The organism is Streptosporangium sp. G11 (assembly GCF_051192615.1).
Lineage (GTDB): Bacteria > Actinomycetota > Actinomycetes > Streptosporangiales > Streptosporangiaceae > Streptosporangium.
In genome coordinates this window covers 57,778-84,636 of sequence record NZ_JBPJUQ010000025.1, presented here as the reverse complement: position 1 = coordinate 84,636, position 26,859 = coordinate 57,778, and the positions used below count along the sequence as shown (strand labels likewise).

The following is a 26,859-nucleotide window of genomic DNA, read 5'->3' as shown; positions in this document are numbered from 1 at the left end:
AGTCGGCTGGTACTCGTGGCCGAGAGGGACCTCGTCGGTATGACCGGGGCGGCCGATCGCCGCACGCCGGGCCCCGGCCAGGAAAACGGGCGGGGCTATCCTGCTCACATGCCGATCATGAACGCGAGAAGCGACGCGGAGCTGGCCGTGGCGGCGGCGCTGGCGGGAGCCGCCGTGGTGCGCGCCATGTACGGGAGGACGCTGGCGCGCTTCGAGAAGTCCGCCGGTGACTTCGCCACGGCCGCCGATCTCGAGGCGGAGAAGGTCATCCTCGACGTCATCCGGACCGCTCGGCCGGACGACGCCGTGACGGGGGAGGAGGGCGGGCGTACCGGCGCGGAGGGCGCGGAACGCATGTGGCTGGTCGATCCCCTGTGCGGCACGCTGAACTACGCCGCGCGGAACATGCTGGTCGCGGTGAACGTCGCCCTGCGGGCGCAGGACGGCGTCACCGTGGCGGCGTCGGCCGATCCGTTCGCCGAGGAGGTGTTCTGGACGGACGGCGAACGCGCCTGGGCGCGCAGGGGCGACGTGGACGAGGAGCTCAGGCCGTCGCCCGGGTCACGGTTGGTGGACGTCAATCTCGACCCCCCGTTCCCGAACGAGCCGGGCTTCCGGGCGGTCCGCCTGCTCGCCGACCCGCGGTTCGCCGAGCGGTTCCAGCCGCGTGTCGTCTCCACCACCCTGGCGGTGGCCTGGGTGGCCGCCGGACGGCGAGCCGCCTTCGTCACCGACGGCCATCTGCGCGACAACGTGCACTTCGCCGCCGGGATCGCCCTGTGCCAGGCGGCCGGGTGCGTGGTGACCGGCATCCACGGCCAGCCGCCGCACACCGGTGCGGGCGGGCTCGTCGTGGCGGCCGACCGGGAGACGCACGCGGCACTGCTGCGGATGACCGGCGATCAGGTCGCGTCCGACCGGTAGCGGGCCCGCCCGTTTCCGGGCGCGGCGTCCGGTGCAATGAATCTACATTGTAAAGGCGTCGGCCCGTCTTCAAGATCATTATCGGCGGCACACCCGAACCGTCCGGACCTTCCCGGACAGGCGAATCCGCCGGGTCCGGAACCTGGGCCGATTTGGGTGTGCCGCCCATGACTCAGGGAGGGCGCCCCCGCTTCGTTTGCACGAAATCATGCCGGTTCAGCAAGATGGGGGTGTGGACGAACTCAACGACGTGCTGGCCGCCGTCGGCCCCCGGCTACGGGGGCTGCGCCGCGACCGCGGCCTCACCCTGGCCTACCTGGCCGAGACCACCGGCATCTCGGAGAGCACGCTCTCCCGCCTGGAGAGCGGCGGGCGCAAACCCAACCTGGAGTTGCTGCTCCCGCTCGCCCGCGCCTACGGCGTTCCCCTGGACGAGCTCGTCGGCGCCCCGCAAACCGGCGATCCCCGCGTGCACCTGCGCCCCGTCACCCGCGGCGGCACGACGTACGTGCCGCTCACCCGCCGCGCCGGAGGCCTGCAGGCCTACAAACTCGTCATCGGCCCCGTTGGCGGAGAGCCCGACCTGAAAACCCACGAGGGCTACGAGTGGGTCTACGTCCTCAACGGCCGCCTGCGCCTCCTCCTCGGCGACGGTGGCCTCGTCATGGCCCCCGGCGAGGTGGCGGAGTTCGACACTCGCCTCCCGCACTGGCTCGGTTCCGCCGACGACCAGCCGGTGGAGCTCCTTGTCATCTTCGGACGGCAGGGCGAGCGCGCCCACCTGCGAGCCCGCCCCGGGTGATCTCGCGCGAGGTCCGGCGGGTCCCGTTCGCGGCGCCGCGGGCGGCTCGCGAGAGCCCGTTCCCGGGGGAGGGGAACTCGGCGGGGCCCCGGTGGGACCTCTGGGACGACGACCTCCCGCCGACCGGCGAGATCATCGCTCCCTCACCGGTCGGCGGGCCCTGGCGGCGGCCTGGTGCGTTGTCGCGGCCTCGGTCGCCGTCATGGCGTGCGGCCCGCGGCTGTATCGCCCGCCTGCGCCGGCCAGTTGCGGAGCGCGACGTCGAGCGTGTCGAGCACCCGGCCCCAGGACTCGTCCGCGCCGCGTGGGTGGTGGCGGAAGCCGCCCGCCTGCTCCAGGCTCACGAACCCGTGGAAGATGCTGCCCAGCAGCCGGACCGCGTCGGTCTGGTCGGGCTCCACCAGCGAGTAGCCGCGCAGGATGGCCCGTGTCATGTCCGAGTGCCGGCGTGCCGCGCTCGCCTTCGCGGTCTCCGGGTCGAGCTCGACCTGAGCCGCCGTGTACCTGCCCGGATGTTCCCTGGCGTAGTCGCGGTAGACGTTGGCGAAGGCGACCAGCGCGTCCTTGCCCGCCCGCCCGGCCAGCGCCGCCGCGCCGCGATCGGCGAGCTCGGCCAGCGCCAGCACGGCCACCCGAACCCGTAGCTCGTGCGCGTTCCTGATGTGGGAGTACAGGCTCGCATCCTTCACGCCGAACCTGCGCGCGAGCTCCGAGACGGTCACGTTCTCCAATCCCACCTCGTCGGCCAGTTGCGCCGCCGCCTCGGCCAGCCGTTCGACGGTCACTCCGGCACGTGCCATGAGCCATCCCCTCTTCCTAGGAGCCCTAGGAAAAAACTTAATGGTTTGCTGTTTTATCATACGGGAGATAGCTTTCCGCCTATGAGAGCGATTTCCGAGGGCGAGATCCGTGCCTCTTTCGTCAACTGCACCAAGGGCGAGGTCAAACGCCTCGCCGTCCCCAGGGATCTCGACACCCGGCCCTGGGACGACCTGGACTTCCTCGGCTGGCGAGACGCCGCGTCCCCCGGCCGCGCCTACCTGGTCGCCGAGCACGGCGACCGGCTGGTCGGGGTGGCGCTGCGCAGGGGGACCCCGCACACCGGGCAAGCGCGGCGCAGCATGTGCTCGCTTTGTTTGACCACGCACACCGGCGACGGCGTGTCGCTGATGACCGCCCGCCGCACCGGGGGCAACGGCGACTCCGTGGGCGCCTACATCTGCACCGACCTGGCCTGCTCCCTCTATCTGCGCGGAAAGAAGGACGCCGGGCCCGGCGGGCGGATGCCCGAGTCGCTCACGCTCGAAGAGAAGATCGACAGGACCGCGGTCAACGTGACCGAGTTCCTCCAGAAGGTGACCCGATGATCGACATCCCCATGACGTCCGGCCTCGTGCGCGGCGCGCTGGAGCTGGAACGCACCGGCCACGGCCTGCTGCCCCACCGGCTGCCGGCTCGCGCCCGCGCCCAGTTCCCCGACGCCTACCTGGCCGCCGTGGAAGCACAGCCGTCGGGGGTACGGCTGGCCTTCCGCACCCGGGCCACCGCCGTCGAGCTGGACGTGTTGCCGGCCAAGGTCGTCCATCCCGGCCTCCCCGAGCCGGAGGACGGCATCTACGACCTGCTCGTCGACGGCCACCTGACCGGCCGGGCGACCGCCACCGTCACCGGGCGGCCCGTCCGGGAGAAGACGGCCCGCTTCACCGGCCTGCCCACTCCCGAGAAGACCGTCCGGTTCGCCGGCCTGCCCGATCGCGAGAAGGACGTGGAGATCTGGCTGCCGCTGCGCGAGATCACCGAGCTGGTCGCGCTACGCGCCGACGCCCCGCTCGTGGCCACCTCCGGCGGGGGCCGCCGGGTGTGGCTGCACCACGGCAGCTCCATCAGCCACGGCTCGGCCGCAGAAAGCCCCAGCACCACCTGGCCGGCGCTGGCCGCCGCCCGAGGCGGGGTGGAGCTGATCAACCTGGGCCTGGGCGGCAACGCCCTGCTCGACCCGTTCACCGCCCGCGCCATGCGCGAAACCCCCGCGGACCTGATCAGCGTCAAGATCGGCATCAATCTGGTCAACCACGACCTGATGCGCCTGCGCGCCTTCGGCCCGGCGGTGCACGGCTTCCTCGACACCATCCGCGAGGGCCACCCCGGCACGCCCCTGCTGGTCGTCTCGCCGATCCTGTGCCCCTTCCTCGAGGACACCCCCGGCCCCATCGCGCCGCTTCTCGACGGCGGGCGGCTGACGTTCCGCTCCGTGTCCACCCCGCAGGACGCCAAGGACGGACGCCTCACGCTCACCGTCATCCGCGACGAGCTGACCCGTGTCGTCGCGCGCAGGAACGACCCGAACCTGCACTATCTGGATGGCCGCACCCTGTACGGCGAAGCCGACTACGCCGAGCTGCCGCTGCCCGACGAGCTCCACCCGGACCCCGCCGGCCACCGGACGATCGGCGAGCGCTTCGCCGCCCAGGCCTTCGGGAGCCACGGCCCGTTCGCCGGCACCGGCGGTCAGGACGTGCCCGTGGAGCGTGATTGAGCCCCGGCGACCGAGGAGGCCCATGGCGCGGGCCCGATCACGGCGGGGCCAGCGGGGCGCGGACGGTCATCGGCGGGGCCGGCGGGGCGAGGTGCCGGGCGGTCGGCCACGGACCTACTGCCGCACCGGCCACGGGCTCACCAGGCGGACCCACGGGCGCCAGAAGGTTTTGTCGTCCAGCCGGAACTCCTGCTGTTCCGCGCGGTCCGGATATCCGTATTCCGTCTCCAGCCGGTCGGTGGCGCCGCGCACTCCGGCCTTGCACCGGTCGCCGGTATATACGGTCTTCACGATTACGAACGCCTTTGGGAACAATTCCGTGCTGAGTTCGTACAGGAAAACCTTCAACCGGGCCTTGCATCCGTCGCAGGGGCCGATATTGCCGACCAGAATCACGGTCACCGAATAGGGGTGGCTGTCCCAGGCCTGGAGTGACTGGTACGCCGCCACCTCCCCGCGGTCCGTTTCGGCCTGCCAGTCACGCTCCTGAGCCGGGCCCCACACCTGCGGGGGCAGCGGATCCAACCCGGAACGCAGCCGCTCGTACTCGCGGGCCCGCAGGTCGGACGCCGCCGCCTCCCGGCTGTTTCGCCAGGCCTGGTGCTGCTGGACGATCTGCGCCCGTGCCAGGGCCTTGTTCTGCTTCCATTCGGCCATCCAGCGCCAGGCCCGCTCCAGGCTGACCACCTCGGAGTCGGCCAGCGAGACGTTCGCCTCCTTGTCGGAGACGTAGTAGGGCCTGCGGGCGTTGCGGGCGTCGGACCTCGAGTCGGTGAGCGCGAAACGCAGGTCCTTGCCGGCCACCTCGTAACCGTCGTAGCCGCTGTACGGCTGGGTGTGGTGTACCGGCACGTGGTCGAACAGGATGAGAGCCTCGGAGAAAACCCCTTTCTTTTCCAGCGCGATTCTCTGCTCTATGCCGCGAAGGCTCTCCACGATCACCCGGTACTCGTTCAACGCGGGAATGAAGGGAATCATGTGGTACCCCCAGGGCGGTGATCGTCCGTGCGTGCTCGGCTTCACCATTTCCGGCGGGAACGCGACTGTCAAGCGATCGATAACGGCTTCAGGCTTTACTGACTTTCAATTCGCGGAGTTAGGCGACCTGAGGAGTGAACACGTCTCAGTTCGGGTCGCCCAGGTCCAGGCGGCCGGCCAGCCCGGCGTCGGTGAAGGCCGCCACCAGTTCGTCGCGGCCCTCGGTGAAGTGCGACCAGCTGTTGTAGTGGACGGGAACGACCCGGCGGGCGCCGAGGATCCCGGCGGCCTCGGCGGCCTGCGCGCTGTCGAGGACGATCGGCGCGCCGTCGAAGAGGACGGAGAAGCGGGGAGCCCCGGCGAAGAGGACGGCGGTGTCCACCGGGCCGAAGCGTTCGGCGATCTGCTTGACCAGGTCGATCGAGGCGTTGTCGCCGCTGACGTAGATCGTGGGCAGGCCCTGCCCGGTCAGGACGAATCCGACGACCTGGCCGGTGAGCGGTTCGACCTCCTCGCGTGCGCCGGGCCCGTGGATGGCGGGCACGCCCGTGACGGTGATCGTGCCGCCGCCGGGGCGGTCCAGCTCGATCGTCTCCCAGTCGGCCAGCCCCTTGGCCCCGTCGCCCAGGCGCCGCCCGCCCTCGGGCGTCGTGAGGGTGAGCGGGACGTCGGCGAGCAGTGCTCGGCCGGAGTCGTCGAGGTTGTCGGGGTGCTCGTCGTGGGAGAGCAGGACCACGTCGATGCGGCCGAGGTCGGCTGGTGCGGCGGAGGAGGGCGCCGTCTTGGTCAGCCGGCCGCCCGGTATCGGGTAGTCGCCGGGAGCGTCGAAGGTCGGGTCGGTCAGGAATCGCAGGCCGCCGTACTCGAAGAGGGCGGTCGGGCCGCCGAAGACGCGGACGGGGATCTGCTCAGCGGTCGTGCCGGTACCGGCCATTCAGACACCTCACGGATGAGAAGCGGTTTATCCATGAAGGACGGTAGCCGTGTCTCACGGACAAAGGCAAGCCGTACCATGAGAGTCATGAGCGAGCCCCCGATCGCCGAGTCTGTGCCGCAGCCCGCGCCGGGGGCGGAGGACCACCTCGCCCTCGACTTCGTCAACAGCGCCATCGCGGTGCCCGGAGGGCGGTTCATCGATTTCCTCGGCACCCCCGAAGCGACGAACCGGTGGCTCACCGAACGCGGCCTCGCTCCGGCCGACGCCGGGGTGCGGGAGATGTGCGCGGCGCAGCTGCGCTCGCTGCGCGAACACCTCAGGGTGCTGTTCGCCGCCCGTGTCGCCGGGCTGCCCGCCCCGCCCTCGGCTCTGTCCGCCGTCAACGACGCGCTGAGCAGGGCCCCCACGGCCGCCCTGCTGCGCTGGGACGACAGGAGCGGCCCCTACCGCGCGGCGCCGTGCCCCACCACCGAGATCCTCGACCACGTTCTCGCGACCCTCGCGGCCGGCGCGGCGGACCTTCTCACCGGCCCCGACGCCGACCGCCTCACCGCCTGCGGCTCCACCCCCTGCAACCGCTACCTGCTGCGCCACGGCCGCCGCCACTGGTGTTCCACCCGCTGTGGCGACCGCGCCCGCGCCGCCCGCGCCTACACCCGGCGTACCCGGTAGCGTCGCCGGCTCCGCGGCGGGTTCGGGGCGGGTTCGAGGCGGGGCTCAGGCCGCCGCCCTCCATCGGGTGGTCGCGTTCCGCTCGGCGAAGCGCCACCGCCCGTCACGGCGCTCGAAGCGGTCGAGGTAGCGGCCGCTGAGGGCGGGCCGCCGCGGGGTGCCGGACACCGTCTGATAGAGGGTCCAGTACGCGTGGGCGACAGCCGTGCCGGCCTCCTCGTCGACCTCGATCATGATGTTGGTGATCTCGTGAGTGGTCGTGGAACGGCCGTCCTCCCCGACGCGGATGATGTCGCGGGCGGCCGTCTCCATCTCCTCGCGGCCGCGTGCCGACGTTCCGTCAAGGGTGAAGACGGCGTCGGCGTACAGGTCGCCGAGCCCGGCGAAGTCGGCGTCGTCGTTCCGGTACGCGTAGGCCGAGATCAGGTTCTCGATCTCGCGCTCGCTCGACATCGCGGTCCGCCTTGTGGTGGGGCTGGACATGGCTGTCCTTTCTGGGAGGAAGGGCGTGAGGGCCCGCCTGGGGGCAGGCGCACAGTGCGCCGGTTCAGGGGTGGGGCGCCGCGGCCCGGTCGGTGGTCACCCGGCCATGGGGGTCACGCCGAGGGCGCCGCTGCCGGTGGCGTCTATGACCTGGCCGTTGATCCAGCGGGCGTCGTCGGAGGCGAGGAAGGCGACGATGTCGCCGATGTCGTCCGGCCGGCCGACCCGGCCCCGGACGCCCTGGGAGGCGGCCCACGCCTTGGCAGCCGGGTCGGCGAACCAGGAGTTCATGTCGGTGTCGGTGAAGCCCGGCGCGACGGCGTTGACGGTGATCTCGCGGTCGCCGAGCTCCCAGGCGAGGGTGAGGGTCAGGGTGTTGATCGCCCCCTTCGTCATGGTGTACATGGTGGCCATCGGGCTGGCGAGGTAGGCGCCGGCCGAGGAGAGGTTGATGATCCGGCCACCGTCACGCAGGCGGCGCAGGCCGTGCTGGATGAGGAACAGCGGCGCCTTGACGTTGACCGCGAACAGCCGGTCGAAGTCCTCTTCCACGACCTCGTTCACGCGGCCGTAGACGACCACTCCGGCGTTGTTGACCAGGATGTCCACCCCGTCCGCGTGCTTGTCGAACTCCGCCCACAGGGCCTCCGCCGCGTGGGGGGCCGCCAGATCCGCCCGCAGGAGGAACGCGGAGCCGCCCTCGGCCTCGATGGAGGCGACGGTGTCCTTGGCCGCCTGCTCGTTCGCGCCGTAGTGCACGGCCACCCGGGCTCCGTCCCGGGCCAGCCGCTGCGCGGTGTAGCGGCCGATACCCCGGCTGGCGCCCGTCACCAGTGCTGTCTTTCCGGCGAGTGCGGACATGTCCCCAACTCCTTTTCGCTTCTCTTCGTCTACGACAGCGGTTGCTGTCGCACGCTGCAACAGTGCTCGCTGTCGTATGCTTTGTCAAGGCGATGCGATCTGAGGGAGAGAACATGCGTACCTGGACCGCGGACGACCCGAAGGCGGGTCTCATGGAGCGCAAACGCAAGGTGATCCTCAAGGCCGCGCTCGACGCCTTCCTTGAGGACGGCTACGCCGGGAGCTCGGTGAACCGGATCGCCGAGAACGCCGGGGTGTCCATCAAGACGCTGTACCGGCACTTCGACAACAAGGACGACCTGTTCGTCGCGGTGATCCAAACCGCCTGCACGGCCAATCCGGGAGCCGAGGAGCCGCCCTGGCTGAACCTGCCCCCCCTGGAGGGCCTCACCCGGGCGGGCGGCGAGCACCTGGCCTTCGCCCTCTCCGCGGAACAGATCGCGCTCTACCGCGTCGTGACCCGGGAGGCCCAGCGCTTCCCCGAGCTCGGGAAGCGCTACCGGAGCGAGGTCGTGGGCGGCCAGATCGCCCAGCTCACCCGCTACTTCGAACGTTGGCCCGACAGCCTGCGCGCCAGGATCCGGGACCCCCTGCGGGCGGCCAGGGTCTTCAGCGCGCTGTTGCAGGCCGACCTCCTCGAGACCGCCCTGCTCGGCGGCCCGATCCCCGGTCCGGACGAGCTTCGAGCCCGCGCGCACGACGCGGCGGCCGGCCTGCTGGCCCTGATCGCGGCCGACCTCATCTGAGCGGGGCCGGGGACCGGCGCGGTGGCCGCCGCCCCGTTTCCGCTTTTGCGCTGGGAGTGAAGGGAGGGAGTCCATCAGGACCGGGCGGGCCAGGATGGGGGAATGCGGACACTTGTTCTGGGTGGTACGAGATTTTTGTCCAGGGAGATCGCGCGGCAGGCGCGCGATCGCGGGCACGAGGTGGTGTGCGCGGCGCGCGGGCTCGCGGGCGATCCGCCGCCGGATGTTGAGTTCGTCCGGGTCGACCGGAGCGAGGACGGCGGGCTGGCGCCGGTGAAGGGGCGGTTCGACCTCGTCGTCGACGTCGCCAGGCATCCGAGCCTGGTGCGGCGGGCCGTCACGGAGCTCGCGGGCCGCGCCGGTCACTGGACGTTCGTGTCGTCGTGCAGCGTTTACTCCGACTTCGGCGAGGCCAACCAGGTTATGCACGAGCCGCTGGCCGCCGACGCCGACGAGAGCGACCCGGAGAACTACGGGCCGGCCAAGGTGGCGTGCGAGCGGATCGTCGGTGACGAGGCGCTCCTGGTGCGCGCCGGGCTGATCGTGGGCCCGGAGGACCAATCCGACCGGTTCACCTACTGGGTCGACCGGCTGGCGCGCGGCGGGCCCGTGCTGGCTCCCGGGTCACCCGACGAGCTCGTGCAGCTCGTCGACGTGCGCGATCTGGCCGCCTGGACACTCGACGCGGCGCAGAAAGGGCTCGCCGGGCCCTACGACGCGACCTCCATGCCGTTCGGCAGGGGTGAGCTGCTGGCGGAGATCGCCGAGGGCCTAGGGGCGGAGCCCGAGCTGGTCTGGGCCGGTCAGGAGTTCCTCGTCGAGCAGAAGGTGGAGCCGTGGACGGGCCCGCGGTCGCTGCCGATGTGGCTGCCGTTGCCCGAGTACGCCGGCTTCATGGCCCGCGACACCTCCGCCACGCTGGCCGCCGGGCTGCGTGTCCGCCCGGTCGCCGACACGGCTCGCGACACGCTCGCCTGGCAGCGCGAGTCCGGCCACACGGTGAGCCGCTCCGGCCTCACGGCCGCCGAGGAAGCAGAGCTCCTTCGACTGCTCGGGTGAGAAGCGGCCCGGTACCGCGGCTCGTCGAGGTCGACTCGCGATGGATCGAGCCGGCGCCCACGTTCACCGACATGGGGCGCCGGTTCGCGCAGTTCCTGAAGGTCGAGCGCTCCGGGGCGCGGTACTCGTCCGAGACAAGGAAGCCGTCGTCGTGGCGCAGGCCGGCGGCCAGCGCGGCGGCCGGGTGTAGGGCATCGCCGCCGTCCACGCCGCCGTCCGCGCCTACGGGCACGGCATCGTCACAGGCGCATGACACGCCTATCCAGGCGGATATCTCGCGATTACCGTGTGTCCTGTGCGAACGCGGCGTACGGAGACCAGATGAGCGGGCGGTCACGGATCGGCCTCGCCGAGACGCTCGGGCAGCTGCGGGCGGAGCTGGCCGAGGCGCAGGCGAAGGGGGCGGACGAGCGCCTGCGGTTCGAGATAACCGAGGCCGAGGTGGAGCTGCAGGTGGCGGTCTCCCGCGAGGCCACCCCCGGCGGGAAGATCAAGTTCGAGGTCGTCGCGATCGGCGGTCTGGAGCTGGGCGCGGACGGGAAGATCGCGAGGGAGACGACCCACCGGATCACCCTGAAGCTCGCCGTCAAGGACGGTGAGACCGGCCGCCACGCGGAGGTGACGGACGAGGTTCCCCGCCGCTGGGGCGACTGATGGACCGGCGCTGCCTCGCCGACATCCGCGCGGGGACCGCCGAGGAGGCCGTACGCTCCGGCTCCGGCTACCGGATCGGGCCGCGCCTGATCCTGACCGCGCGGCACAACGTCGTGGCCGGCGACGTCGCACTTCCGAAGGTCGTGGTGTCGCTGGGACACCCGAGGGACCGGCCGCCCACCCGCCACGACGCCACCGTGCTGGACTGGCGCGCCCCGGGCGACGCCGACGTGGCGCTGCTGCGCGTCGAGGGCCCCGCCGCGCCCGCGAGCCCGGTCCGCTGGGGCCGGATGACCGGATCCGACCCGGTCGGCTACACCGGCTGGGGGTTCCCGCGGTTCGCCGGGTACGGCACGGACGAGCGGCACGTGGAACAGCTCTCCGGTGTGATCAATCCCGATTCGATCGGGGCGCGGGGCGGCTACCCCGTCGACCAGCGCGCCTTCCCCGACGGTCCCGGACATCCCTGGCGCGGGGTCTCGGGGGCCGCGGTGTTCGGCGCGTCCGCGGGGCTGCTCCTCGGCGTGGTCGTCTACGACGACACCGCCTTCGCGAACCGGCGCCTGCACATGATCCCGGTGACGGCGTTCTTCCACGACCCGGAGTTCGGTCGGCTGCTCCAGGCCGAGACCGGCCTGCGCCCGGCGCTCGAATCGGTCGAGCTGCACGGCCTGTTACGGGGCGAGCCGATCGAGCCCCGCGCCGGAACCCCCGGCTCGCTGCTCGCCGCCGACCGCGAGACGGTGCCGTTCCACGGCCGGGGGGAGCTGCTCGACGAGCTCGCCCGCTGGCGCGACGACGACCGGCCGTTCTCCCTCAAACTGATCACGGGGGAGGGCGGCCAGGGCAAGACCCGGCTCGCCGGGCAGCTGCTCAGGCGCACCCCCGTCCACTGGATCACCGGGTTTCTCGGCTCCTCCGACGACGACGCGGCACGGGCCCTGGCCCGCGGCAACCACCCGGCGCTCATCGTGGCCGACTACGCCGAGGCCAACGCGCACCGGGTGGCCGCGCTGCTGGCCGTGCTGCTCCAGGCCCCGCCCAGGCGCAACGTGCGGCTCCTGCTGCTGGCCCGCACGGACGGCGCCTGGTGGGACGGCCTGCGCGACCGGCTCGAACGCGAGGCGCCGAACGCGCTGACCCCCGCCGTACGGCTGACGCCGCTGGCAGGAGACAGCCAGGAGCGGCACGCCGAGTTCGACCGGGCGGCTGCCGCCTTCGCGGCCCACCTCGGCCGCCTCCCCGGCCTCCCCCCGGCCGACTGGCCCGCTCTGGCCGACCGGGTCCGCGACGCACCGCCCGACCTGGCCGCGCGGACGTTCGGCAACGCCCTCACCGTGCACATGGCGGCGATGAACGCCCTGCTGCGCGCGGGCGCGGGGGAGGAGCCCGCCGTCGACCCCGAGCACGAGCTGGCCCTCCACGAGCGCGCCTACCTGTACCGGCTCGCCGAGAGACGCAATCTGCTGCGGCCGGGCATCCTCTCGTCCCGTCTCGACGACGACGAACGCCGCGCCGAGTCGCTGCGCGCGCTGGACCGGGCCCTCGCCGGGGTCATCCTGATCGGCCAGTCCGGGTGCGACCCCGGCCGGGCGTCGTCCGTCGCAGCCCTGGCGAGCGAGCCGTACGCGGAGGAGGTGGCGCGCTGGCTGGCCGCCCTCTACCCGCCCTCCGAGCAGCATCGGAGCGAGGGCAAGGTGCTCGCCCCGGTCCAGCCCGACCGCCTGGCCGAACGGCTCCTCGGCCAGATCCTGGCCGAGGCGCGAGAGGAGCCGCTCACCCGGATCGCCGCCCTCGCCGAGGACGGCGAGAGCGCCGCGGACGTGCTGTACGTGCTCGCCCGTACGGCCGAGCGCCCCCTCTTCCGCGCGGCGACCGACGCCCGCATCGAGCGGTTGATCACGGACGTGCCGGCACCCTACGCCGAGGAGGCGCAGCTCGTCGCGCTCTACGTCGACCGGCCCGACCCGCTGCTCGACGGGCTGGCCGGGCTCGGGGAGAGGAACCCCTCCGAGCTCAAACGCCGGATCTGGGCGGTCGCCAACGTCTTCCCGGCAGGCGCGGTCAGCATGCTCTGGGGTGGTCTCTATCTCGCGCAGATTCAGAGCCACCTCTTCGGCGAGCTGGCCGGCAGGGACCCGGACACCTACCTCGTCGACCTGGCCCGCTCGCTCATCAACCACGGCTCCTGGCTCGGCAACACCGGCCAGTACGCGGAGGCGCTGGCCGTCAGCGAGCAGGCCGTGCGGCACTGCCGCGAGCTGGTGGCGCTGGACCGCTCCGCCCATCTCCACGACCTGGGCACGGCGCTCGTCAACCACGCCAGCCACCTGTCGAACAACGGCCGCAGGGCCGAGGCGCTCGCGCTCAGCGAGGAGGCCGTGGGGCTCCGCAGGGAACTGGCCGGCAGCGGACTGGGCGGCGACCTCCTCGACCTGACGTTCGCGCTGAGCAACCACACGGCCTACCTGGCGGAGGTCGGCCGTTTCACCGAGGCGCTTCCCCCCGCCGAGGAGGCCCTCGCGCTCCGCCGGGAGCTGGCCGCGACCGACCGCGACCGCTACCTGCCCGGCCTGGCCTCGCTGCTCAGCGACCACTCCCTCACCCTGACGGGCATCGGCCGTTTCGCCGAGGCACGCTCCGTCGGGCAGGAGGCCGTCGGGGTCTACCGCGAGCTGGTCGCCACCGACGAGGACGTCTTCCTGCCGGGCCTGGTCAGGGCGCTGAACCACCACGCCATCGCCCTCATGGGGGCCGACCGCTACGGCGAGGCCTTCCCCGACCTCGAAGAGGCCATCCGCCACTACCGGAACCTGGTCGAGCTCAACCGCTTCGTCTTCCTCGGCGAACTGGCCATGGCACTGAACAACCACGCCACCTGCCTGGCGGAGACAGGCCGCCTCGACGAGGCCCTCGCCGTCGGGCAGGAGGCCGTCCACCTCTACGACGAGCTGGCCGGGATCCACCGGGAGGCCTACCTGCACCACCTGGCCAAGACGTTGATGAACCAGGCCGACTCACTGGCGGCGGCCGGCCGGACGGAGGAGGCGGTGTCGGCCGGAGAGCGGGCCGTCGGCCATTTCCGCGAGATGACCGCGATCGACCGCGACGGGTTCCTCCCCGACCTGGCCGGCGCGCTGGGCAGGCAGGCCGGGCTCGAGGTCAAGGCCGGCCGTCTCCCGGAGGCGGCGGCCAGTGCCGAGGAGGCGATCCGCCTGTTCAGGGAACTGGTCGAGGTGGACCGCGACGCCTTCCTCGCCGACCTCGCCATCTCGCTCGCGTTCCACCACGACCATTCGGCCACCCCCGAGGAGAGACTCGCGATCAGCGAAGAGCTCGTCCCGCTCCGCCGGGCCCTGACCGACCGCGACCGTGATCGCCACCTTCCCGACCTGGCCGTCGCGCTCGGCAACCTCACGCTCGCCCTCGCCAGGGCCGGACGGTACGCCGAGGCCGTCTCCGAAGGCGAGGAGGAGATCCGGCTCTGGCGGGAGCTCGTGGACCGGGACCGGGAGGCCAACCTGCCCGACCTGGCCCTCTCCCTCGACAACCTCGCGCTCGGCTACTCGAAGACCGGCCGGCACGCCGAGGCCGTCGCCGCCGGTGAGCAGGCCGTGCGGCTCCGCCGCGAGCTGGCCGTACCGGCGGAACTGGCCGGTTCCCTGCGGAAACTCGCCACCCGCCTGATGGACGCGGGCCGCCCGGAGGAGGCCCTCGACCGGCTCCGCGAGCTGGCCGGACTCGACCGCGCCACCGGCCTGCCCCTCCTGGCCGACGCTCTGACCGACCACGCGACCCGTCTGGCCGACGCCGGCCGTCCCGCCGAGGCCCTGGTCACGAGCGAGGAGGCGGTGCGGCTCTCCCGCGAGCTGGCGCGGCCCTCCTACCTGGCCACCGCGCTGAACAACCACGCGAACCGGCTCTCCGACGTCGGCCGCTTCGCCGAGGCCGTCTCGGCCGGAGCGGAGGCCGTGCGGCTCCGGCGGGAGACGGCAGGGCTCGACCGGGTCACCTATCTGGCGGACCTGGCGAGCACGCTGAACAACCAGGCGGGTCACCTCGCGGCGGCGGAGCGCCCCGGCGACGTTCTCCCGGTCAGCGAGGAGGTCGTCGGCCGCTACCGGGAGCTGGCCGGGCTTGACCCCGGCACCTACCTTCTCGAGCTCGCCTCCTCGCTCAGCAACCACGCCAACTCGCTGGCCGAGGCGGGCCGCCTCCTCGAAGCCGTCACCGCGAGCGAGGAGGCCGTACGCCTGCGCCGCGGGAGCGCGGGCGGCGATCGCACCCGCCATCTTCGCGACCTGGCCATGTCCGTCAACGACCACGCCCTGCGACTGGCCGACACCGGCAGGACCGCCGAGGCGCTGTCCGCGGATCAGGAAGCCGTTGGGCTCTACCGCGAGCTGGCCGGACTCGACCGCGACACGGCCCTGCCTCTTTTGGCCGGTTCGCTGTTCAACCTCGCGATCCACCTGGCCGGGGCGGGCCGCCCGGACGAGGCCCTGCCCGCCGGCGAGGAGTCCGCGCGGCTCTACGAGGAGCTGATGGAGGCCGATCCCGGCACCCACGCCTCCGAGTACGCGCACAGCCTGGGGGCGTACGGCTCCGTGCTGCTCATGGCCGGGCGCCACCGGGAGGCGGTCATCCCGCTGGTGGCGGCGTTCGGCGTGGGCGGGCAGCTGCCCGGCGCCGACCAGGTGCTCCTCCCCGCCCTCGTCAACGATCTGACGCTGGCCTACCGGGGCGACCCCGAGGGGGTGGTCGCCGAGTACGAGCGGTTCACCGGCGAGGCGTTCCCCGACTGGATCAGATGACCGCGTGATCGCCTGAGGCGGCCCGCCGCGGCGCGACGCGGCCCGGCGCGTCCCGCCGGATCCGTGTCCCCTCAGTCGTGCAGGGAGCCGCCGCCGTCGATGGACCACGTCTGGCCGTTGATCCATTCGGCGTCGTCGGACAGCAGGAACGCGGCCGCGGCGGCCAGGTCGGACGGCCTGCCCAGGCGGGTGCTACGGGTGCCGGCCAGGACGGCGGCCTTGAACTCCTCGCTCATCTGCGCCAGGCCGGTTTCCGACAGCACCAGGCCGGGGGAGACGCCGTTGCAGCGGACGCCCTCCTTGCCCCAGCGGGAGGCGACGTGCCGGGTGAGGGCGTTGACACCCGCCTTGGACGCGGCGTAGGCGGGACGCAGCGGCTCGCCGACGAAGGCGGCGCTGGAGGAGGTGTTGACGATCGCGCCGCCGCCGGCGGCCAGCAGCAGCGGGATCGCGACGCGGCAGCTGTGGGCGTAGCCGATGAGGTTGACCTCGAAGGTGCGCCGCCAGACGGCCACGTCCATCTCCGACAGGTCCCCGTCGCGGCCGATCGTGCCGGGGGACAGGTCGGCGCCCACGTTGAACACGCCGTCCACGCCGCCGAACTCGGCGACCGCCCGCTCGAACAGCGCCCTGACCGACACCTCGTCGGACAGGTCGAACTCGGCGGCCGCCGCCGTGCCACCGGCGGCGGCGACGCGCTCGACGGTGGCCTTGGCACCGGCGACGTTGATGTCGCCGACCAGGACGCGCGCGCCCTCCCCGGCCAGCCGTTCGGCGGTGGCGGCGCCAATGCCGGTGGCGCCGCCGGCCACGACGATTCTCTTGTCCTTCAGTCCACGCATGAGAGATCCGTTCTCCTCGGTGCCGGCACGCCCGGCGCGTCGAGATGGCCGGTGGCGGGGTGGGCCGGGGCGGTCACCATCGGACCGGAACCCGCTCCAGGCCGCCGACCACGAGACCCTCGCGGCACTTGAGCCGCGCGGCCGGGACGGCCAGCTCCAGCGTGGGCAGCCGCTCCAGCAGCACGCCGAGCACGGTCTGCAGCTCGGTGCGGGCCAGCGCCTGCCCCAGGCAGGAGTGCGGGCCGACGCCGAAGGCCACGTGCGGGTTGGGCGAGCGGTCCAGCCGCATCTCGTCGGCGCCCTCGAACTGCCGCCGGTCCCGGTTGGCCGAGGCCATGCTGCACACGACCGTGGTCCCCGCCGGCAGCCTCTCCTCGGCCACCTCGACCTCCTCGCTGAGGTAGCGCGGCATGCCGAAGCCGGGATTGGCGTCGAAGCGCAGCACCTCCTCCACCGCCGAGCGCACCAGCGTGCGGTCGGCCAGCAGCGCCTCCCAGCGGGAACGGTCGGCCAGCAGCATCGACACCATCTTGCCGATCATGTTGGCGGTGGTCTCGTGCCCGGCCACCAGCAGGCCCTTGGCCGTCATCACCAGCAGCTGCTCGGTCAGCCGCCCGTCGAGCCCGTCCACCATCGAGGCCAGCTCGCTCAGCAGGTCGTCGCCCGGCCGGGCCCGCTTGGCCTCGACGTGTGCCACCAGGTAGGCGTCGAACTCGCCCTGGGCGGCGTCGATCTCCTCCTGGCCGAACCTGGTCATGCTGAGCATGGTGTCCGACCAGTACGCGAACCTGCCCCGGTCGGAGTCGGGCACCCCGAGCAGGTCGCAGATCGCCCACACCGGCAACGGGAAGCCGACCGCGCTCACCAGGTCGGCCGGCTCGCCCTGGGTGATCATCCGCTCGACCAGATGCTCGGCCATCGCCTGGATCCTGGGCCGCATCGCGGTGACCCGCTTGGCGGTGAACGCCTTGCCCACCAGCTGCCGCCACGCCCGGTGCGTGTCGCCCGTCATGCCGCCGCCGCTGTCACCGCGGCCGAACACGCCGCCCGACTCGTTGGCCGTCACCCGCGCCGCGCCCTCGGCGTCGAGCCGGCGGGTGAAACGCGGGTCCGACAGGACCTCCTTGACGTCCTGGTAGCGCGTCAGCAGCAGCGCGGTGTCACCACTGGCCAGCCGGATCGGCGCGACCGGGCAGCCCTCTCGCAACTCGGCCCACTCCTGGGGCGGCTCCAGCGCGCTGGGGTTGCGGAAGGGGTATTCGGGCGCCTCGGCGCCGGGCTCGCTCAAGATCACTCCCCTTAAAGACTGCGGTTAGCGTCATTCAAATCGCATGACTTATTTAAGTCAAGCGACTCAAATGGGTGTGCCCCCGGAGCGGGCGCGCCGAGCGCGGTGCGCGGCCGCCGCACGTCAGCGGGGTCGGGGGTCCTCTTCCGAACGTGTCCCCGGCATCTCCGACCCGGGAGAACCCGGTGATCACCGCGCGTCGGGGGCTCTCTTCCGAACGTGTCCCCGGCCGCCGCGTAGCGCGACGGGTCTTCCCGTCCCGCCGCGCTACGCGGCGGTCCGGATCGAGGTGCCGGTGGACCCCGGGGTGATCAAGACCCGGGAGCCCGCGGCGCCGGACATCTCCGGACGCGACATACGATTTCGCGTGTGACCAGCAGACCCGCCACGGCGCGGCCCCCCAGCGACCTCGCGCGGCCACGTCGTGGCGTGCCCGGCGTCACCGAGGTCCGCGGGGCCACCGTCGTGCGTGGCGAAACGGGCGGCCGGATCGATCAGGATTCGAGAAGCGCCGGTCACCGAGCCACGGCTAGCGTGTCCGTCATGGACATCACCGTTCACGCGAGACCCCTCCCGCACGGCGGCCCGCACGATGACCCGGACAATGGCCCGCACGATGGCCCTGACGCGTCCCGGGCTCACCGTCGCGACCGCCCGGTGGTCCTCCTCGCGCGGGCCCGCGCCCGGTCAGGACGAAATCCGGGCTGATCGGGTTGACGATTTCCCTTTGAGCCAGACGATCCCGACCAGACTCGCGGCCTCGGGACCGATGAGTGCCGAACCCCCGTTCCCGCGCCGAGGTCCTGGAGATCGACGCGCTGCCGCGGCGGCGGGTGACCGGCGGAGACCGCGAAGACGGTCCCGCGTAACAGATGGAGACACGATGAGCATGGTCCCGAGGACGGACGCGCAGTCGCCCGCGCCGCACGTCGCCGACAACCACGATCTGATCCGGGTGCACGGCGCGCGCGTGAACAACCTCAAGGACGTCAGCGTCGAGATCCCGAAACGCCGGCTGACGGTGTTCACCGGAGTCTCCGGCTCGGGCAAGAGCTCGCTGGTGTTCGGCACGATCGCCGCGGAGTCGCAGCGGCTGATCAACGAGACCTACAGCGCCTTCGTGCAGGGTTTCATGCCGACGCTGGCGCGGCCCGAGGTCGACGTACTCGAGGGGCTGACGACCGCGATCATCGTCGACCAGCAGCGGATGGGGGCCGACGTCCGCTCCACGGTCGGCACCGCCACCGACGCCAACGCGATGCTGCGCATCCTGTTCAGCCGGCTCGGGCAGCCGCACATCGGCTCGCCCAACGCGTTCTCCTTCAACGTCGCCTCGGTCCGGGCGACCGGTGCGATCACGGTCGAACGCGGTGATCGCAAGACCGTGAGGCAGAGCTTCACCCGCACCGGCGGCATGTGCACGCGCTGCGAGGGCCGGGGCGCGGTCTCCGACATCGATCTCACCCAGCTCTACGACGACTCCAAGTCGCTCGCCGAGGGCGCGTTCACCATCCCCGGCTGGAAGTCGGACAGCTTCTGGACCGTGCGGGTCTACGCGGAGTCGGGCCTCGTCGACCCGGACAAGCCAATCCGCAAGTACACCGAGAAGGAGCTCCACGACTTCCTCTACAAGGAGCCGGTCAAGGTGAAGGTCGACGGCGTCAACCTCACCTACGAGGGGCTGATCCCGAAGATCCAGAAGTCGTTCCTGTCCAAGGACCGGGAGGCGATGCAGCCGCACATCCGGGCGTTCGTGGACCGGGCGGTCACCTTCACCGCCTGCCCCGAGTGCGGCGGCACCCGCCTCAGCGAGGCGGCCCGGTCGTCGCGGATCGGCGGGATCAACATCGCCGACGCGTGCGCGATGCAGATCAGCGACCTGGCCGGATGGGTCCGCGGCCTCGACGAGCCGTCGGTGGCGCCGCTGCTCGCCACCCTGCGGCAGACCCTCGACTCGTTCGTGGAGATCGGGCTGGGCTACCTCTCGCTCGACCGGTCGTCGGGCACGCTGTCGGGCGGCGAGGCGCAGCGCGTCAAGATGATCCGCCACCTCGGCTCCTCGCTCACCGACACCACCTACGTCTTCGACGAGCCCACCGCGGGCCTGCACCCCCATGACATCCAGCGGATGAACAACCTGTTGCTGCGGCTGCGGGACAAGGGCAACACGGTGCTCGTCGTGGAGCACAAGCCGGAGACGATCGTGATCGCCGACCACGTCGTCGACCTCGGCCCCGGCGCCGGTACGGCGGGCGGCACCGTCTGCTTCGAGGGCACCGTCGAGGGGCTGCGGACCAGCGGCACCATCACCGGCCGCCACTTCGACGACCGGGCCGTCCTCAAGGAGACGGTGCGGACGCCCAAGGGCGCGCTGGAGATCCGCGGCGCGACGGCGCACAACCTGCGCGACGTCGACGTCGACATCCCGCTCGGGGTGCTCGTCGTGGTCACCGGCGTCGCCGGCTCCGGCAAGAGCTCGCTCGTGCACGGGTCGATCCCCGCCGGCGCGGGTGTGGTGTCGATCGACCAGGGCGCGATCCGCGGCTCGCGACGGAGCAACCCGGCGACGTACACCGGGCTGCTCGACCCGATCCGCAAGGCGTTCGCGAAGGCCAACGGCGTGAAGCCGGCGCTGTTCAGCGCCAACTCCGAGGGTGCCTGCCCCAACTGCAACGGCGCCGGCGTCATTTACACCGACCTGGCGATGATGGCCGGCGTCGCCACCACCTGCGACGAGTGCGAGGGGAAGCGGTTCCAGGCGTCGGTGCTGGACTACCACTTCGGCGGCCGTGACATCAGCGAGGTGCTCGCGATGTCGGTGACCGAGGCGGCGGAGTTCTTCGGCGCCGGTGAGGCGCGCACGCCGACCGCGCACGCCATCCTCGACCGGCTCGCCGACGTCGGGCTCGGCTACCTCAGCCTCGGCCAGCCGCTCACCACGCTGTCCGGCGGCGAGCGGCAGCGGCTCAAGCTGGCCACCCACATGGCCGACAAGGGCGGTGTCTACGTCCTCGACGAGCCGACCACCGGCCTGCACCTCGCCGACGTCGAGCAGCTGCTCGGCCTGCTCGACCGGCTCGTCGAGTCCGGCAAGTCGGTCATCGTCATCGAGCACCACCAGGCGGTCATGGCGCACGCCGACTGGATCGTCGACCTCGGCCCCGGCGCCGGTCACGACGGCGGCCGGATCGTCTTCGAGGGCACACCCGCCGACCTCGTCGCCGCCCGCTCCACCCTCACCGGCGAGCACCTCGCGGCCTACGTCGGCACCCGCGTGGAGGTGGCTCCCTAGGGCTCGGGCAGTGCCCGCGCCGGGTGCCGGGGTAGCGGCGGCGGCGCGGGCACTGTCCTGTAATAAATCTACAACGTAAAGGCGATGGCCGGCTTTCGCCCCAAATAAAAAACGGACTAAAGACTCATCTCCTACAAACAGGGCGAGTAGTTGCGGGTGGCCGGGTGAGGCGCGCGCACCTTTTGTTCGAAGGGTGGCCGCCCGGAGCCGGTTTTCCGGAACGGGACACTCCGGGCCGGCCGCGGGTCTCCGTCCTTTTGCCCGTACCCACCTCCGTGGAAACACCCGGGGGAGTGCGCCGGTCGGCCTGTTCGGGGACGGCGATCGCCCAGGTGGGGCCGGTCCGCCGGGTATCGCGGGCGGTCCGGTGCGCGGGAATTCAATCCCCCATTCCGGGCTTGTTGGGCATTTTATCGAAAACCTCAATAAAACAATTATATGCCCCCTTTCCGGATCTATGTGAAATCGCAAGTCATATGGCGACGAAATACTGCTTAGCAATTTTAATTTTCTTGACACGATAGAACGCCAATGACACGTTTGTTTGTGCTGCGCGCCGATCGAGATCAGCGCCGTGCATATTCTCAACCGCCGGACGGAGGGCGCGCGGCAGTCCCTGATCCTCTGCTCGACTCAGCTCGGAGGTGCGGTCATGCGTCACGCTTTTCGTAGGATCTCCACAACAGCCGGCATCGTGGGCGCGGTGCTGCTCGGGATGTCGCAGACCTCGGCGATCGCGGTTCCGGCGAGGTCGGCGCCTCCTCCCGTGCCCGCCCCCGTTCCCGGTCCCGCCCCTGCGAGCGGTGAGCCGGGCTCCAGGAACACGGGTTCCCCCGACAACAGCCGGGCGCCTTCCGCGGTGTGCTTCTTCCAGACCAGAGGCGACTACGTCCACATCTCCGGGTCCGCCTTCGAGGCGTCCGGGCACGGCTGGTGGATCAACGGCAACTGCAACGCCACGCTGGCGATCGTCACGGTGCAACTGCAGCAGTATTACGCCGACGGCATCTGGAGAAACGCCGGCACGGCGGGCAGCGCGACGGTGAGTTCCGGCGGCGGGGCCGGCAACCGTGCGACCGGCCGCGCGGGCTGTCTCAACGGCAGCCTGACGGGATGGCGTAGCGTCGTCGACGTGGACCTGATCGGTCTGGCCGACGACCCGGGCAAGCTCGTCACGCCGGGTCAGAACATCTACTGCAGGCGGTAACGCGGTAACGCGAGAGGGGCGACGTGAGTATCAGGCCTGACAGCACCATGCTCGCGGCTCTGTACGGCGAGTTGGTGCCGCACCCGTGGCGGGATCCTCTCGTCGCCTCCTCGGACGCCTACAGCCTGTTCGTCGCGAGGTCGTCCGCGATGGGATGGCTCACCGAGGCCGAGGAGAACGCCTCCGGCGGCCTCTGGGGGATGAACGACGCCGGGCAGGACCCGGTCTCGGGATCGCGACCGGCACGCGTCGCGTGGTTTCAGGTGTCGTTGACCACGCCGGTCCCGCAGGGGCGGCCGTTGCCGGTGCAGGGGTTCCTCTCGTGCGCGGGTGACGTCGTGGCCCGTATCGGCACCGCGCGCCTGCGGGCGGTCCGGGTCCTGCTGCCCGTGCAGGACCTCGGTGCGCCGCAGGGCGCGTCGTCGCGCGTGAGCGCCGTGATGACCCTGCTGCAGGACGCGGGCTGGTTCGCCGACGGCGATCCGGGCCTGAGAGCGCGGGCGCGGGTGACGTTGGACGGCGGGCAGGATCCGTCCATCCGCTCGGCGGCGCCCGAGATGCTCCGGTGGATGCGGCAGTTCGATCAGGACGTCTTCTCGTGCGAGTCGGTCTCGGTGACGGACGACGGCGACGATGATGGCGTGGTCCTGGAGCCCGCCGTCGTCGACGAGGTGTGGCTCGGGCCCGCCCGGCACCGGGCCACCTTCCACGGCGTCCTGGTCGAGTGGTCGCTGGACGCCCTGGGGTGGCTGGCGGCCTTCCTCGCCGAGGCGGGTTTCCGGCACGGAGTCGGCACCCCGTTGATGCTCACGGCCCGCCGCTCCGAGGGGCCGGAGTCGCGCGCCGGCTGAGCCCGGCGGCACGCGCCTCGAGGGAGCGCGGCCCCGTACGATAGCCGGCCGGTTATCGTACGGCGCCGGTGGCGGCGTGCAGGCGCATCCGCAACCGGACTCGGGACCGGCCGCCGCTCTGGCAGATGGTGAACTCGTCGCAGAGCCGGCCCATCAGCCACAGCCCGAACCCGCGGACCGCGCCCGGGGTGGGCCTGTGGCGGTCGGCCTGCTCGGGGGTCAGGCGTCCGGCGTCGTCGACGACGTCGACGACGAGGTCCGCCTCGTCGTGCCAGACGCTCACGGTGCCGGCCGCGTCGCCGTGTTCCAGCACGTTTATGACGGCCTCGTTGGCCGCCAGCAGCAGGTCGTCACGCCGCGTTCCGGCCAGCCCCACCTGGCTCATGTAGTGGTGCAGATGCCTGCGGATGCCGATCAGGTCGGTGCTGATCGGCCAGTGGCCGCGCTGACCGGTGTGCATACCTGTCCCCTTACGTGAGTGCCGTCTGTGGCTTTCACCGGGGGCGTTACCGACGTGTCGGCCAGAACCAGAACGGTCGCTGTGAACCTTGTGTAGGGTCACTACCCGCCCTGACCTGCTCAATCGTCCATCCGGGGTGGGAGCGCTCCCGCCCCAGGTGAGGCCGCCGGGATCGCCCGCCCGTACCGGAAAAGGAGGGGCGGGCGGGATCAGCGGAGGCTCAGCCGCAGGGTGATGATCTGGAAGGCGCGCAGCGACAGCCGCACGCCGCGGCCGTCCGCGCGGGCGAGCCGGGCCTCGGGCCGTTCCAGCAGGTCGGCCGTGTGGGCGTCGGCCAGGTCGACGGCGCTGGTCAGCGTCGCCGTCGCGGCGCCTCCCCGGGACTCGTAGAGCCGTACCACCAGGTCACCGGAGCGGTCGTCGGCGAGCTTGACCGCCTCCACGACCACGGACGGGTTGTCGACGGCGAGCAGGGGCCCGGCGCCGGCGCGGCCCGGCCGTCCGCGCAGCGGCAGGTTGAGCGCGTAGCCGCCGGCGATGGCCGCGCCGACGTCGGCGCCCGCCTCCAGCGCGTACGTGAACGCGTGCCGGCCCCGGTCGGCGTGCGGATCGGGGCTGTGCGGCGCCCGCAGCAGGCTGAGGCGCAGCGTCGTGGTCGTGCCGCCGTCCTCGCGGGTGTGCCGGCGCAGGTCGTGGCCGTAGGTGGAGTCGTTCAGCACGGCCGCGCCGAAGCCGTGCTCGCCGACGTGCACCCAGCGGTGGTTCCACACCTCGAAGCGCGCGGCGTCCCAGCTGGTGTTCTCGTGCGTGGGCCGCCGTACGTGCCCGAACTGGATCTCCGCGCTCTCGTGCTCGGCGTGTACGTCCAGCGGCCAGGCCGCCTTGAGGATCGCGTCGCGTTCCTGCCAGTCGATGTCGCCGCGTACCACCAGCCGGCGGCTTCCCGCCGTCAGTTCGAGGTCCTGCACGATCCGCGAGTCGTTGACGGCCCGTACGACGCGCACCGAGCACAGCAGCGGGCCCTGTTCCGTGATCGTCACCGAGACGGCGCCGGTCAGGTCGCGCACGGTGTTGCGGTAGTGGTGGTCGACGTTCCACGCGCTCCACAGGTTGGGGTCGTCGTGGTGCAGCTGCAGCAGATTGCCCGGCTGGTCCGGGGCGAGGGTCTCGCGTCCGGCGGTGAGGTCGAACACCGACCGCACGAGGCCGTCGCCGTCGATCCGGACCCGCAGCAGGCCGTTGTCCAGGACGAGGTCGTCGCCGTCCGCGGTGGCGGTGACGGTGGCGGGGATCTCGTTCGCGAGCGCGCCGCCGCCGAGCGCGGGGGCGGACACCGCGACCGCGTGCCTTCCGCCGGTCAGTGCCTGGGCCCCTCGCGGGGCGGGCGTGCCGGCGGGCAGGACCACGACCTCCCGCCGCGCCGACGGGCCCGCGTTGAACACGGCGTAGGCGTACCGGCCGGCAGGATCACCGTCGCTGTCGCTGTCGCTGTCGCTGTCGCTGTCGCTGTCGCTGTCGCCGTCGGCCACGAGGGCGGCCAGGGCGACGTCGATGATCCGCTCCAGGTCGCGGTGGATTCGCCGGTAGGTCTCCTCCGCCTGCCGGTGCACCCAGCCGATGGAGGTGCCCGGCAGGATGTCGTGGAACTGGTGCAGCAGCACCTGCCGCCACACCGCCTCCAGCTCCTCGTACGGGTAGGGGGCGCCGGTGCGCACGGTGGCGGTCGCGGCCCACAGCTCGGCCTCCCGCAGCAGATGCTCGGCACGGCGGTTGCCGCGTTTGGTGCGGGCCTGGCTGGTGTAGGTGCCGCGGTGGGTCTCCAGGTACAGCTCACCGCGCCACACGGGGCGTCGCGGGTATTCCGCGCGGGCCGCGTCGAAGAACTCCGCCGGGCGCGTGATCTCCACCTTCGGGGACCCTTCGAGGTCGCGCAGCCGGCGGGCCTTCTCCATCATCTCCCGGGTGGGGCCGCCCCCGCCGTCGCCGTGGCCGAACGGCGCGAGCGAGCGGCTGGCCGCGCCCTTGTCGGCGAAGTTGCGCTCGGCGTGGGCGAGTTCGCGCCCGGTCAGCTCCGCGTTGTAGGTGTCGACGGGAGGGAAGTGGGTGAGGATCCGGGTGCCGTCGACGCCCTCCCAGTCGAAGGTGTGGTGGGGCAGGCGGTTGGTCTCGTTCCACGAGAGCTTCTGGGTCAGAAACCAGCGCGCCCCGGCCAGCCGGGCGAGCTGGGGGTAGGCGGCGGTGTAGCCGAAGGAGTCGGGCAGCCACACCCCGTCCTGCTCGACGCCGAACTCCGCCGCGAAGAAGCGCCGCCCGTACACGAGCTGGCGGGCCAGTGCCTCGCCGCCGGGCAGGTTGCCGTCGGCCTCCACCCACATCCCGCCGACCGGGACGAACGTGCCCTGGCCGACGGCCTTCCTGATCCGTTCGAAGATCTCCGGCCGGTGCTCCTTCATCCAGGCGTACTGCTGCGCCGACGAGCACGCGAAGACCAGCTCGGGGTACTCCTCGGCGAGGGCGGTGACGTTGGTGAAGGTCCTGGCGCACTTGCGGACGGTCTCGCGCAGCGGCCACAGCCACGCGGAGTCGATGTGGGCGTGGCCGACGGCCATGACGGTGTGCGCGGAGGCGTGGGCGGGCCTGGCCAGCACGCCGGCGAGGCGCTCGCGTCCGGCCGCGGCCGTGGCGGCGACGTTCCAGGGGTCGACGGCGTCCACGGCGCGCTCCAGGGCGCGCAGGATGTCGTGGCGGCGCGGCGAGCCGGTCGGCAGTTCCCGCATCAGCTCCTCCAGCACCTCCATGTCCAGCAGGAGGTGCCACACGTCCTCCTCGCGCACGGCGATGTCGGCCGCCCTGAGCCGGTAGAGGGTGCCGGTACCGGCGCTCTCCTTCGTCCCGTAGTGGGTGCCGACTCCGTGGCTGCCGCTGATCGGCGGGTTGGCCGCCAGCTCGATCAGCAGGTCCACCCGTTCGCCGCCGGTCGCCTCCAGGGCCAGCGGTACGGAACGGTTGCGGGGGTGCAGGCCCTGGACGGGCGTGCCGGAGGCGTCGTGCACCAGGCCCTCGGCCTGGCCGCCCGGTCCTTTGGCGAGGTCGAAGTCCAGGTCGAAGACCGCCTCCACCCGGCGGCCGGCCCAGCCCGCGGGGATCTCGGCGCGGGCACGCAGCCACGTGGTCGCCCACGGAGCGCCCCAGCCCTCGCCGACGGCGAAGGGGGAGTAGTCGGCGGCCAGCGCCTGGGCGACGGGGACGGGCTCGCCCGGGACCCGCCAGGCGGACAGGCTCAGGGGCAGCGGTGAGCCGTACAGGGCGGGGCGCAGGCGCCCGGCCACGAAGGTGGAGACACGGTCTTCGGTGATCCGCCGATCGTCATGCATCGTGCGGGTATTCCCCGCGGGCGGGTGCGGTAAGCGGCACAGTGTGGTGTCCGCCGCGGGGTGAGGGGGTGGCCTTCCT

The 26,859-nt window shown here is 72.0% G+C and carries 22 protein-coding genes; 12 read left to right on the top strand and 10 right to left on the bottom strand.

What is annotated here, in order from left to right; translation table 11 throughout:
- Positions 1-117 precede the first annotated feature (117 nt).
- Together ACSDR0_RS23320 and ACSDR0_RS23315 are read left to right on the top strand one after the other, a co-directional pair.
- Complete coding sequence (locus ACSDR0_RS23320; RefSeq protein WP_435290993.1) at positions 118-924, top strand: inositol monophosphatase family protein; 807 nt, start codon at positions 118-120, stop codon at positions 922-924.
- Between the two features lie 232 nt (positions 925-1,156).
- Positions 1,157-1,726: a helix-turn-helix domain-containing protein gene (locus ACSDR0_RS23315; RefSeq protein WP_435290992.1), complete on the top strand. Its 570-nt coding sequence runs from the start codon at positions 1,157-1,159 to the stop codon at positions 1,724-1,726.
- A 200-nt stretch (positions 1,727-1,926) separates the two neighbouring features.
- Here the strand turns inward: ACSDR0_RS23315 and ACSDR0_RS23310 are convergent, their stop codons facing one another.
- Complete coding sequence (locus tag ACSDR0_RS23310) at positions 1,927-2,526, bottom strand: TetR/AcrR family transcriptional regulator (protein ID WP_435290991.1); 600 nt, start codon at positions 2,524-2,526, stop codon at positions 1,927-1,929.
- Between the two features lie 81 nt (positions 2,527-2,607).
- Between ACSDR0_RS23310 and ACSDR0_RS23305 the strand changes: the two genes are divergently transcribed.
- Both ACSDR0_RS23305 and ACSDR0_RS23300 read left to right on the top strand, forming a co-directional pair.
- The gene (locus ACSDR0_RS23305) at positions 2,608-3,093 is read left to right on the top strand and encodes an FBP domain-containing protein (protein WP_435290990.1); all 486 of its coding nucleotides are present in this window, start codon (positions 2,608-2,610) and stop codon (positions 3,091-3,093) included.
- Positions 3,090-4,262: a GDSL-type esterase/lipase family protein gene (locus ACSDR0_RS23300; protein ID WP_435290989.1), complete on the top strand. Its 1,173-nt coding sequence runs from the start codon at positions 3,090-3,092 to the stop codon at positions 4,260-4,262. The genes ACSDR0_RS23305 and ACSDR0_RS23300 overlap by 4 nt, the downstream gene beginning before the upstream one ends.
- A 114-nt stretch (positions 4,263-4,376) precedes the next feature.
- On the opposite strand, the gene ACSDR0_RS23295 is transcribed toward ACSDR0_RS23300, so the two are convergent.
- Together ACSDR0_RS23295 and ACSDR0_RS23290 are read right to left on the bottom strand one after the other, a co-directional pair.
- Positions 4,377-5,240, bottom strand: coding sequence for a hypothetical protein (locus ACSDR0_RS23295; RefSeq protein WP_435290988.1), 864 nt, complete (start codon positions 5,238-5,240; stop codon positions 4,377-4,379).
- Between the two features lie 145 nt (positions 5,241-5,385).
- Positions 5,386-6,174, bottom strand: a complete 789-nt coding sequence (locus ACSDR0_RS23290; protein ID WP_435290987.1) for an MBL fold metallo-hydrolase — start codon at positions 6,172-6,174, stop codon at positions 5,386-5,388.
- Between the two features lie 87 nt (positions 6,175-6,261).
- Here ACSDR0_RS23290 and ACSDR0_RS23285 point away from each other — a divergent pair, with 87 nt between their 5' ends.
- On the top strand, positions 6,262-6,849 hold the full coding sequence (locus tag ACSDR0_RS23285) for a CGNR zinc finger domain-containing protein (RefSeq protein WP_435290986.1): 588 nt from the start codon (positions 6,262-6,264) through the stop codon (positions 6,847-6,849).
- A 45-nt stretch (positions 6,850-6,894) separates the two neighbouring features.
- Here the strand turns inward: ACSDR0_RS23285 and ACSDR0_RS23280 are convergent, their stop codons facing one another.
- A complete protein-coding gene (locus tag ACSDR0_RS23280; protein WP_435290985.1) occupies positions 6,895-7,332 on the bottom strand; it encodes a nuclear transport factor 2 family protein in 438 nt (145 codons plus the stop codon).
- A 96-nt stretch (positions 7,333-7,428) separates the two neighbouring features.
- A complete protein-coding gene (locus ACSDR0_RS23275) occupies positions 7,429-8,193 on the bottom strand; it encodes an SDR family oxidoreductase (protein WP_435290984.1) in 765 nt (254 codons plus the stop codon).
- Between the two features lie 113 nt (positions 8,194-8,306).
- Here ACSDR0_RS23275 and ACSDR0_RS23270 point away from each other — a divergent pair, with 113 nt between their 5' ends.
- The 4 genes from ACSDR0_RS23270 to ACSDR0_RS23255 all read left to right on the top strand — a co-directional run bounded on the left by ACSDR0_RS23270 (position 8,307) and on the right by ACSDR0_RS23255 (position 15,466).
- Positions 8,307-8,939, top strand: a complete 633-nt coding sequence (locus ACSDR0_RS23270; protein WP_435290983.1) for a TetR/AcrR family transcriptional regulator — start codon at positions 8,307-8,309, stop codon at positions 8,937-8,939.
- A 102-nt stretch (positions 8,940-9,041) separates the two neighbouring features.
- A complete protein-coding gene (locus tag ACSDR0_RS23265; protein ID WP_435290982.1) occupies positions 9,042-9,998 on the top strand; it encodes an NAD-dependent epimerase/dehydratase family protein in 957 nt (318 codons plus the stop codon).
- A 321-nt stretch (positions 9,999-10,319) separates the two neighbouring features.
- On the top strand, positions 10,320-10,652 hold the full coding sequence (locus tag ACSDR0_RS23260) for a trypco2 family protein (protein WP_435290981.1): 333 nt from the start codon (positions 10,320-10,322) through the stop codon (positions 10,650-10,652).
- The gene (locus ACSDR0_RS23255) at positions 10,652-15,466 is read left to right on the top strand and encodes a tetratricopeptide repeat protein (protein WP_435290980.1); all 4,815 of its coding nucleotides are present in this window, start codon (positions 10,652-10,654) and stop codon (positions 15,464-15,466) included. Before ACSDR0_RS23260 ends, ACSDR0_RS23255 begins: the two co-directional genes overlap by 1 nt.
- A gap of 71 nt (positions 15,467-15,537) precedes the next feature.
- On the opposite strand, the gene ACSDR0_RS23250 is transcribed toward ACSDR0_RS23255, so the two are convergent.
- Positions 15,538-16,308: an SDR family NAD(P)-dependent oxidoreductase gene (locus ACSDR0_RS23250; protein ID WP_435290979.1), complete on the bottom strand. Its 771-nt coding sequence runs from the start codon at positions 16,306-16,308 to the stop codon at positions 15,538-15,540.
- A gap of 73 nt (positions 16,309-16,381) precedes the next feature.
- Positions 16,382-17,596 carry a cytochrome P450 gene (locus ACSDR0_RS23245; RefSeq protein ID WP_435290978.1) on the bottom strand — a complete coding sequence of 405 codons (1,215 nt, stop codon included), beginning with the start codon at positions 17,594-17,596 and terminating at the stop codon, positions 16,382-16,384.
- Between the two features lie 883 nt (positions 17,597-18,479).
- Here ACSDR0_RS23245 and ACSDR0_RS23240 point away from each other — a divergent pair.
- Entirely contained in the window at positions 18,480-20,888 is a 2,409-nt protein-coding gene (locus tag ACSDR0_RS23240) for an ATP-binding cassette domain-containing protein (RefSeq protein WP_435290977.1), read from the top strand.
- Between the two features lie 472 nt (positions 20,889-21,360).
- Here the strand turns inward: ACSDR0_RS23240 and ACSDR0_RS23235 are convergent, their stop codons facing one another.
- A complete protein-coding gene (locus tag ACSDR0_RS23235) occupies positions 21,361-21,549 on the bottom strand; it encodes a hypothetical protein (protein ID WP_435290976.1) in 189 nt (62 codons plus the stop codon).
- Between ACSDR0_RS23235 and ACSDR0_RS23230 the strand changes: the two genes are divergently transcribed.
- Both ACSDR0_RS23230 and ACSDR0_RS23225 read left to right on the top strand, forming a co-directional pair.
- On the top strand, positions 21,541-22,095 hold the full coding sequence (locus ACSDR0_RS23230; protein ID WP_435290975.1) for a hypothetical protein: 555 nt from the start codon (positions 21,541-21,543) through the stop codon (positions 22,093-22,095). The genes ACSDR0_RS23235 and ACSDR0_RS23230 overlap by 9 nt on opposite strands.
- A gap of 23 nt (positions 22,096-22,118) precedes the next feature.
- Complete coding sequence (locus ACSDR0_RS23225) at positions 22,119-22,946, top strand: hypothetical protein (protein WP_435290974.1); 828 nt, start codon at positions 22,119-22,121, stop codon at positions 22,944-22,946.
- Between the two features lie 52 nt (positions 22,947-22,998).
- Here the strand turns inward: ACSDR0_RS23225 and ACSDR0_RS23220 are convergent, their stop codons facing one another.
- Together ACSDR0_RS23220 and ACSDR0_RS23215 are read right to left on the bottom strand one after the other, a co-directional pair.
- Positions 22,999-23,406, bottom strand: coding sequence for an ATP-binding protein (locus ACSDR0_RS23220; protein ID WP_435290973.1), 408 nt, complete (start codon positions 23,404-23,406; stop codon positions 22,999-23,001).
- A gap of 209 nt (positions 23,407-23,615) precedes the next feature.
- A complete protein-coding gene (locus tag ACSDR0_RS23215; RefSeq protein ID WP_435290972.1) occupies positions 23,616-26,780 on the bottom strand; it encodes an alpha-mannosidase in 3,165 nt (1,054 codons plus the stop codon).
- Between the last annotated feature and the right edge of the window lie 79 nt (positions 26,781-26,859).

What these genes read in the sequence shown, in the direction of transcription:
- ACSDR0_RS23320 (WP_435290993.1), top strand. Translation starts at nt 118, where the DNA reads ATGAACGCGAGAAGCGACGCGGAGCTGGCCGTGGCGGCGGCGCTGGCG.
- ACSDR0_RS23310 (WP_435290991.1), bottom strand. Translation starts at nt 2,526, where the DNA reads ATGGCACGTGCCGGAGTGACCGTCGAACGGCTGGCCGAGGCGGCGGCG.
- ACSDR0_RS23250 (WP_435290979.1), bottom strand. Translation starts at nt 16,308, where the DNA reads ATGCGTGGACTGAAGGACAAGAGAATCGTCGTGGCCGGCGGCGCCACC.
- ACSDR0_RS23215 (WP_435290972.1), bottom strand. Translation starts at nt 26,780, where the DNA reads ATGCATGACGATCGGCGGATCACCGAAGACCGTGTCTCCACCTTCGTG.
- ACSDR0_RS23220 (WP_435290973.1), bottom strand. Translation starts at nt 23,406, where the DNA reads ATGCACACCGGTCAGCGCGGCCACTGGCCGATCAGCACCGACCTGATC.
- ACSDR0_RS23295 (WP_435290988.1), bottom strand. Translation starts at nt 5,240, where the DNA reads ATGATTCCCTTCATTCCCGCGTTGAACGAGTACCGGGTGATCGTGGAG.
- ACSDR0_RS23300 (WP_435290989.1), top strand. Translation starts at nt 3,090, where the DNA reads ATGATCGACATCCCCATGACGTCCGGCCTCGTGCGCGGCGCGCTGGAG.
- ACSDR0_RS23255 (WP_435290980.1), top strand. Translation starts at nt 10,652, where the DNA reads ATGGACCGGCGCTGCCTCGCCGACATCCGCGCGGGGACCGCCGAGGAG.
- ACSDR0_RS23280 (WP_435290985.1), bottom strand. Translation starts at nt 7,332, where the DNA reads ATGTCCAGCCCCACCACAAGGCGGACCGCGATGTCGAGCGAGCGCGAG.
- ACSDR0_RS23270 (WP_435290983.1), top strand. Translation starts at nt 8,307, where the DNA reads ATGCGTACCTGGACCGCGGACGACCCGAAGGCGGGTCTCATGGAGCGC.
- ACSDR0_RS23305 (WP_435290990.1), top strand. Translation starts at nt 2,608, where the DNA reads ATGAGAGCGATTTCCGAGGGCGAGATCCGTGCCTCTTTCGTCAACTGC.
- ACSDR0_RS23240 (WP_435290977.1), top strand. Translation starts at nt 18,480, where the DNA reads ATGAGCATGGTCCCGAGGACGGACGCGCAGTCGCCCGCGCCGCACGTC.
- ACSDR0_RS23285 (WP_435290986.1), top strand. Translation starts at nt 6,262, where the DNA reads ATGAGCGAGCCCCCGATCGCCGAGTCTGTGCCGCAGCCCGCGCCGGGG.
- ACSDR0_RS23275 (WP_435290984.1), bottom strand. Translation starts at nt 8,193, where the DNA reads ATGTCCGCACTCGCCGGAAAGACAGCACTGGTGACGGGCGCCAGCCGG.
- ACSDR0_RS23230 (WP_435290975.1), top strand. Translation starts at nt 21,541, where the DNA reads ATGCGTCACGCTTTTCGTAGGATCTCCACAACAGCCGGCATCGTGGGC.
- ACSDR0_RS23260 (WP_435290981.1), top strand. Translation starts at nt 10,320, where the DNA reads ATGAGCGGGCGGTCACGGATCGGCCTCGCCGAGACGCTCGGGCAGCTG.
- ACSDR0_RS23265 (WP_435290982.1), top strand. Translation starts at nt 9,042, where the DNA reads ATGCGGACACTTGTTCTGGGTGGTACGAGATTTTTGTCCAGGGAGATC.
- ACSDR0_RS23290 (WP_435290987.1), bottom strand. Translation starts at nt 6,174, where the DNA reads ATGGCCGGTACCGGCACGACCGCTGAGCAGATCCCCGTCCGCGTCTTC.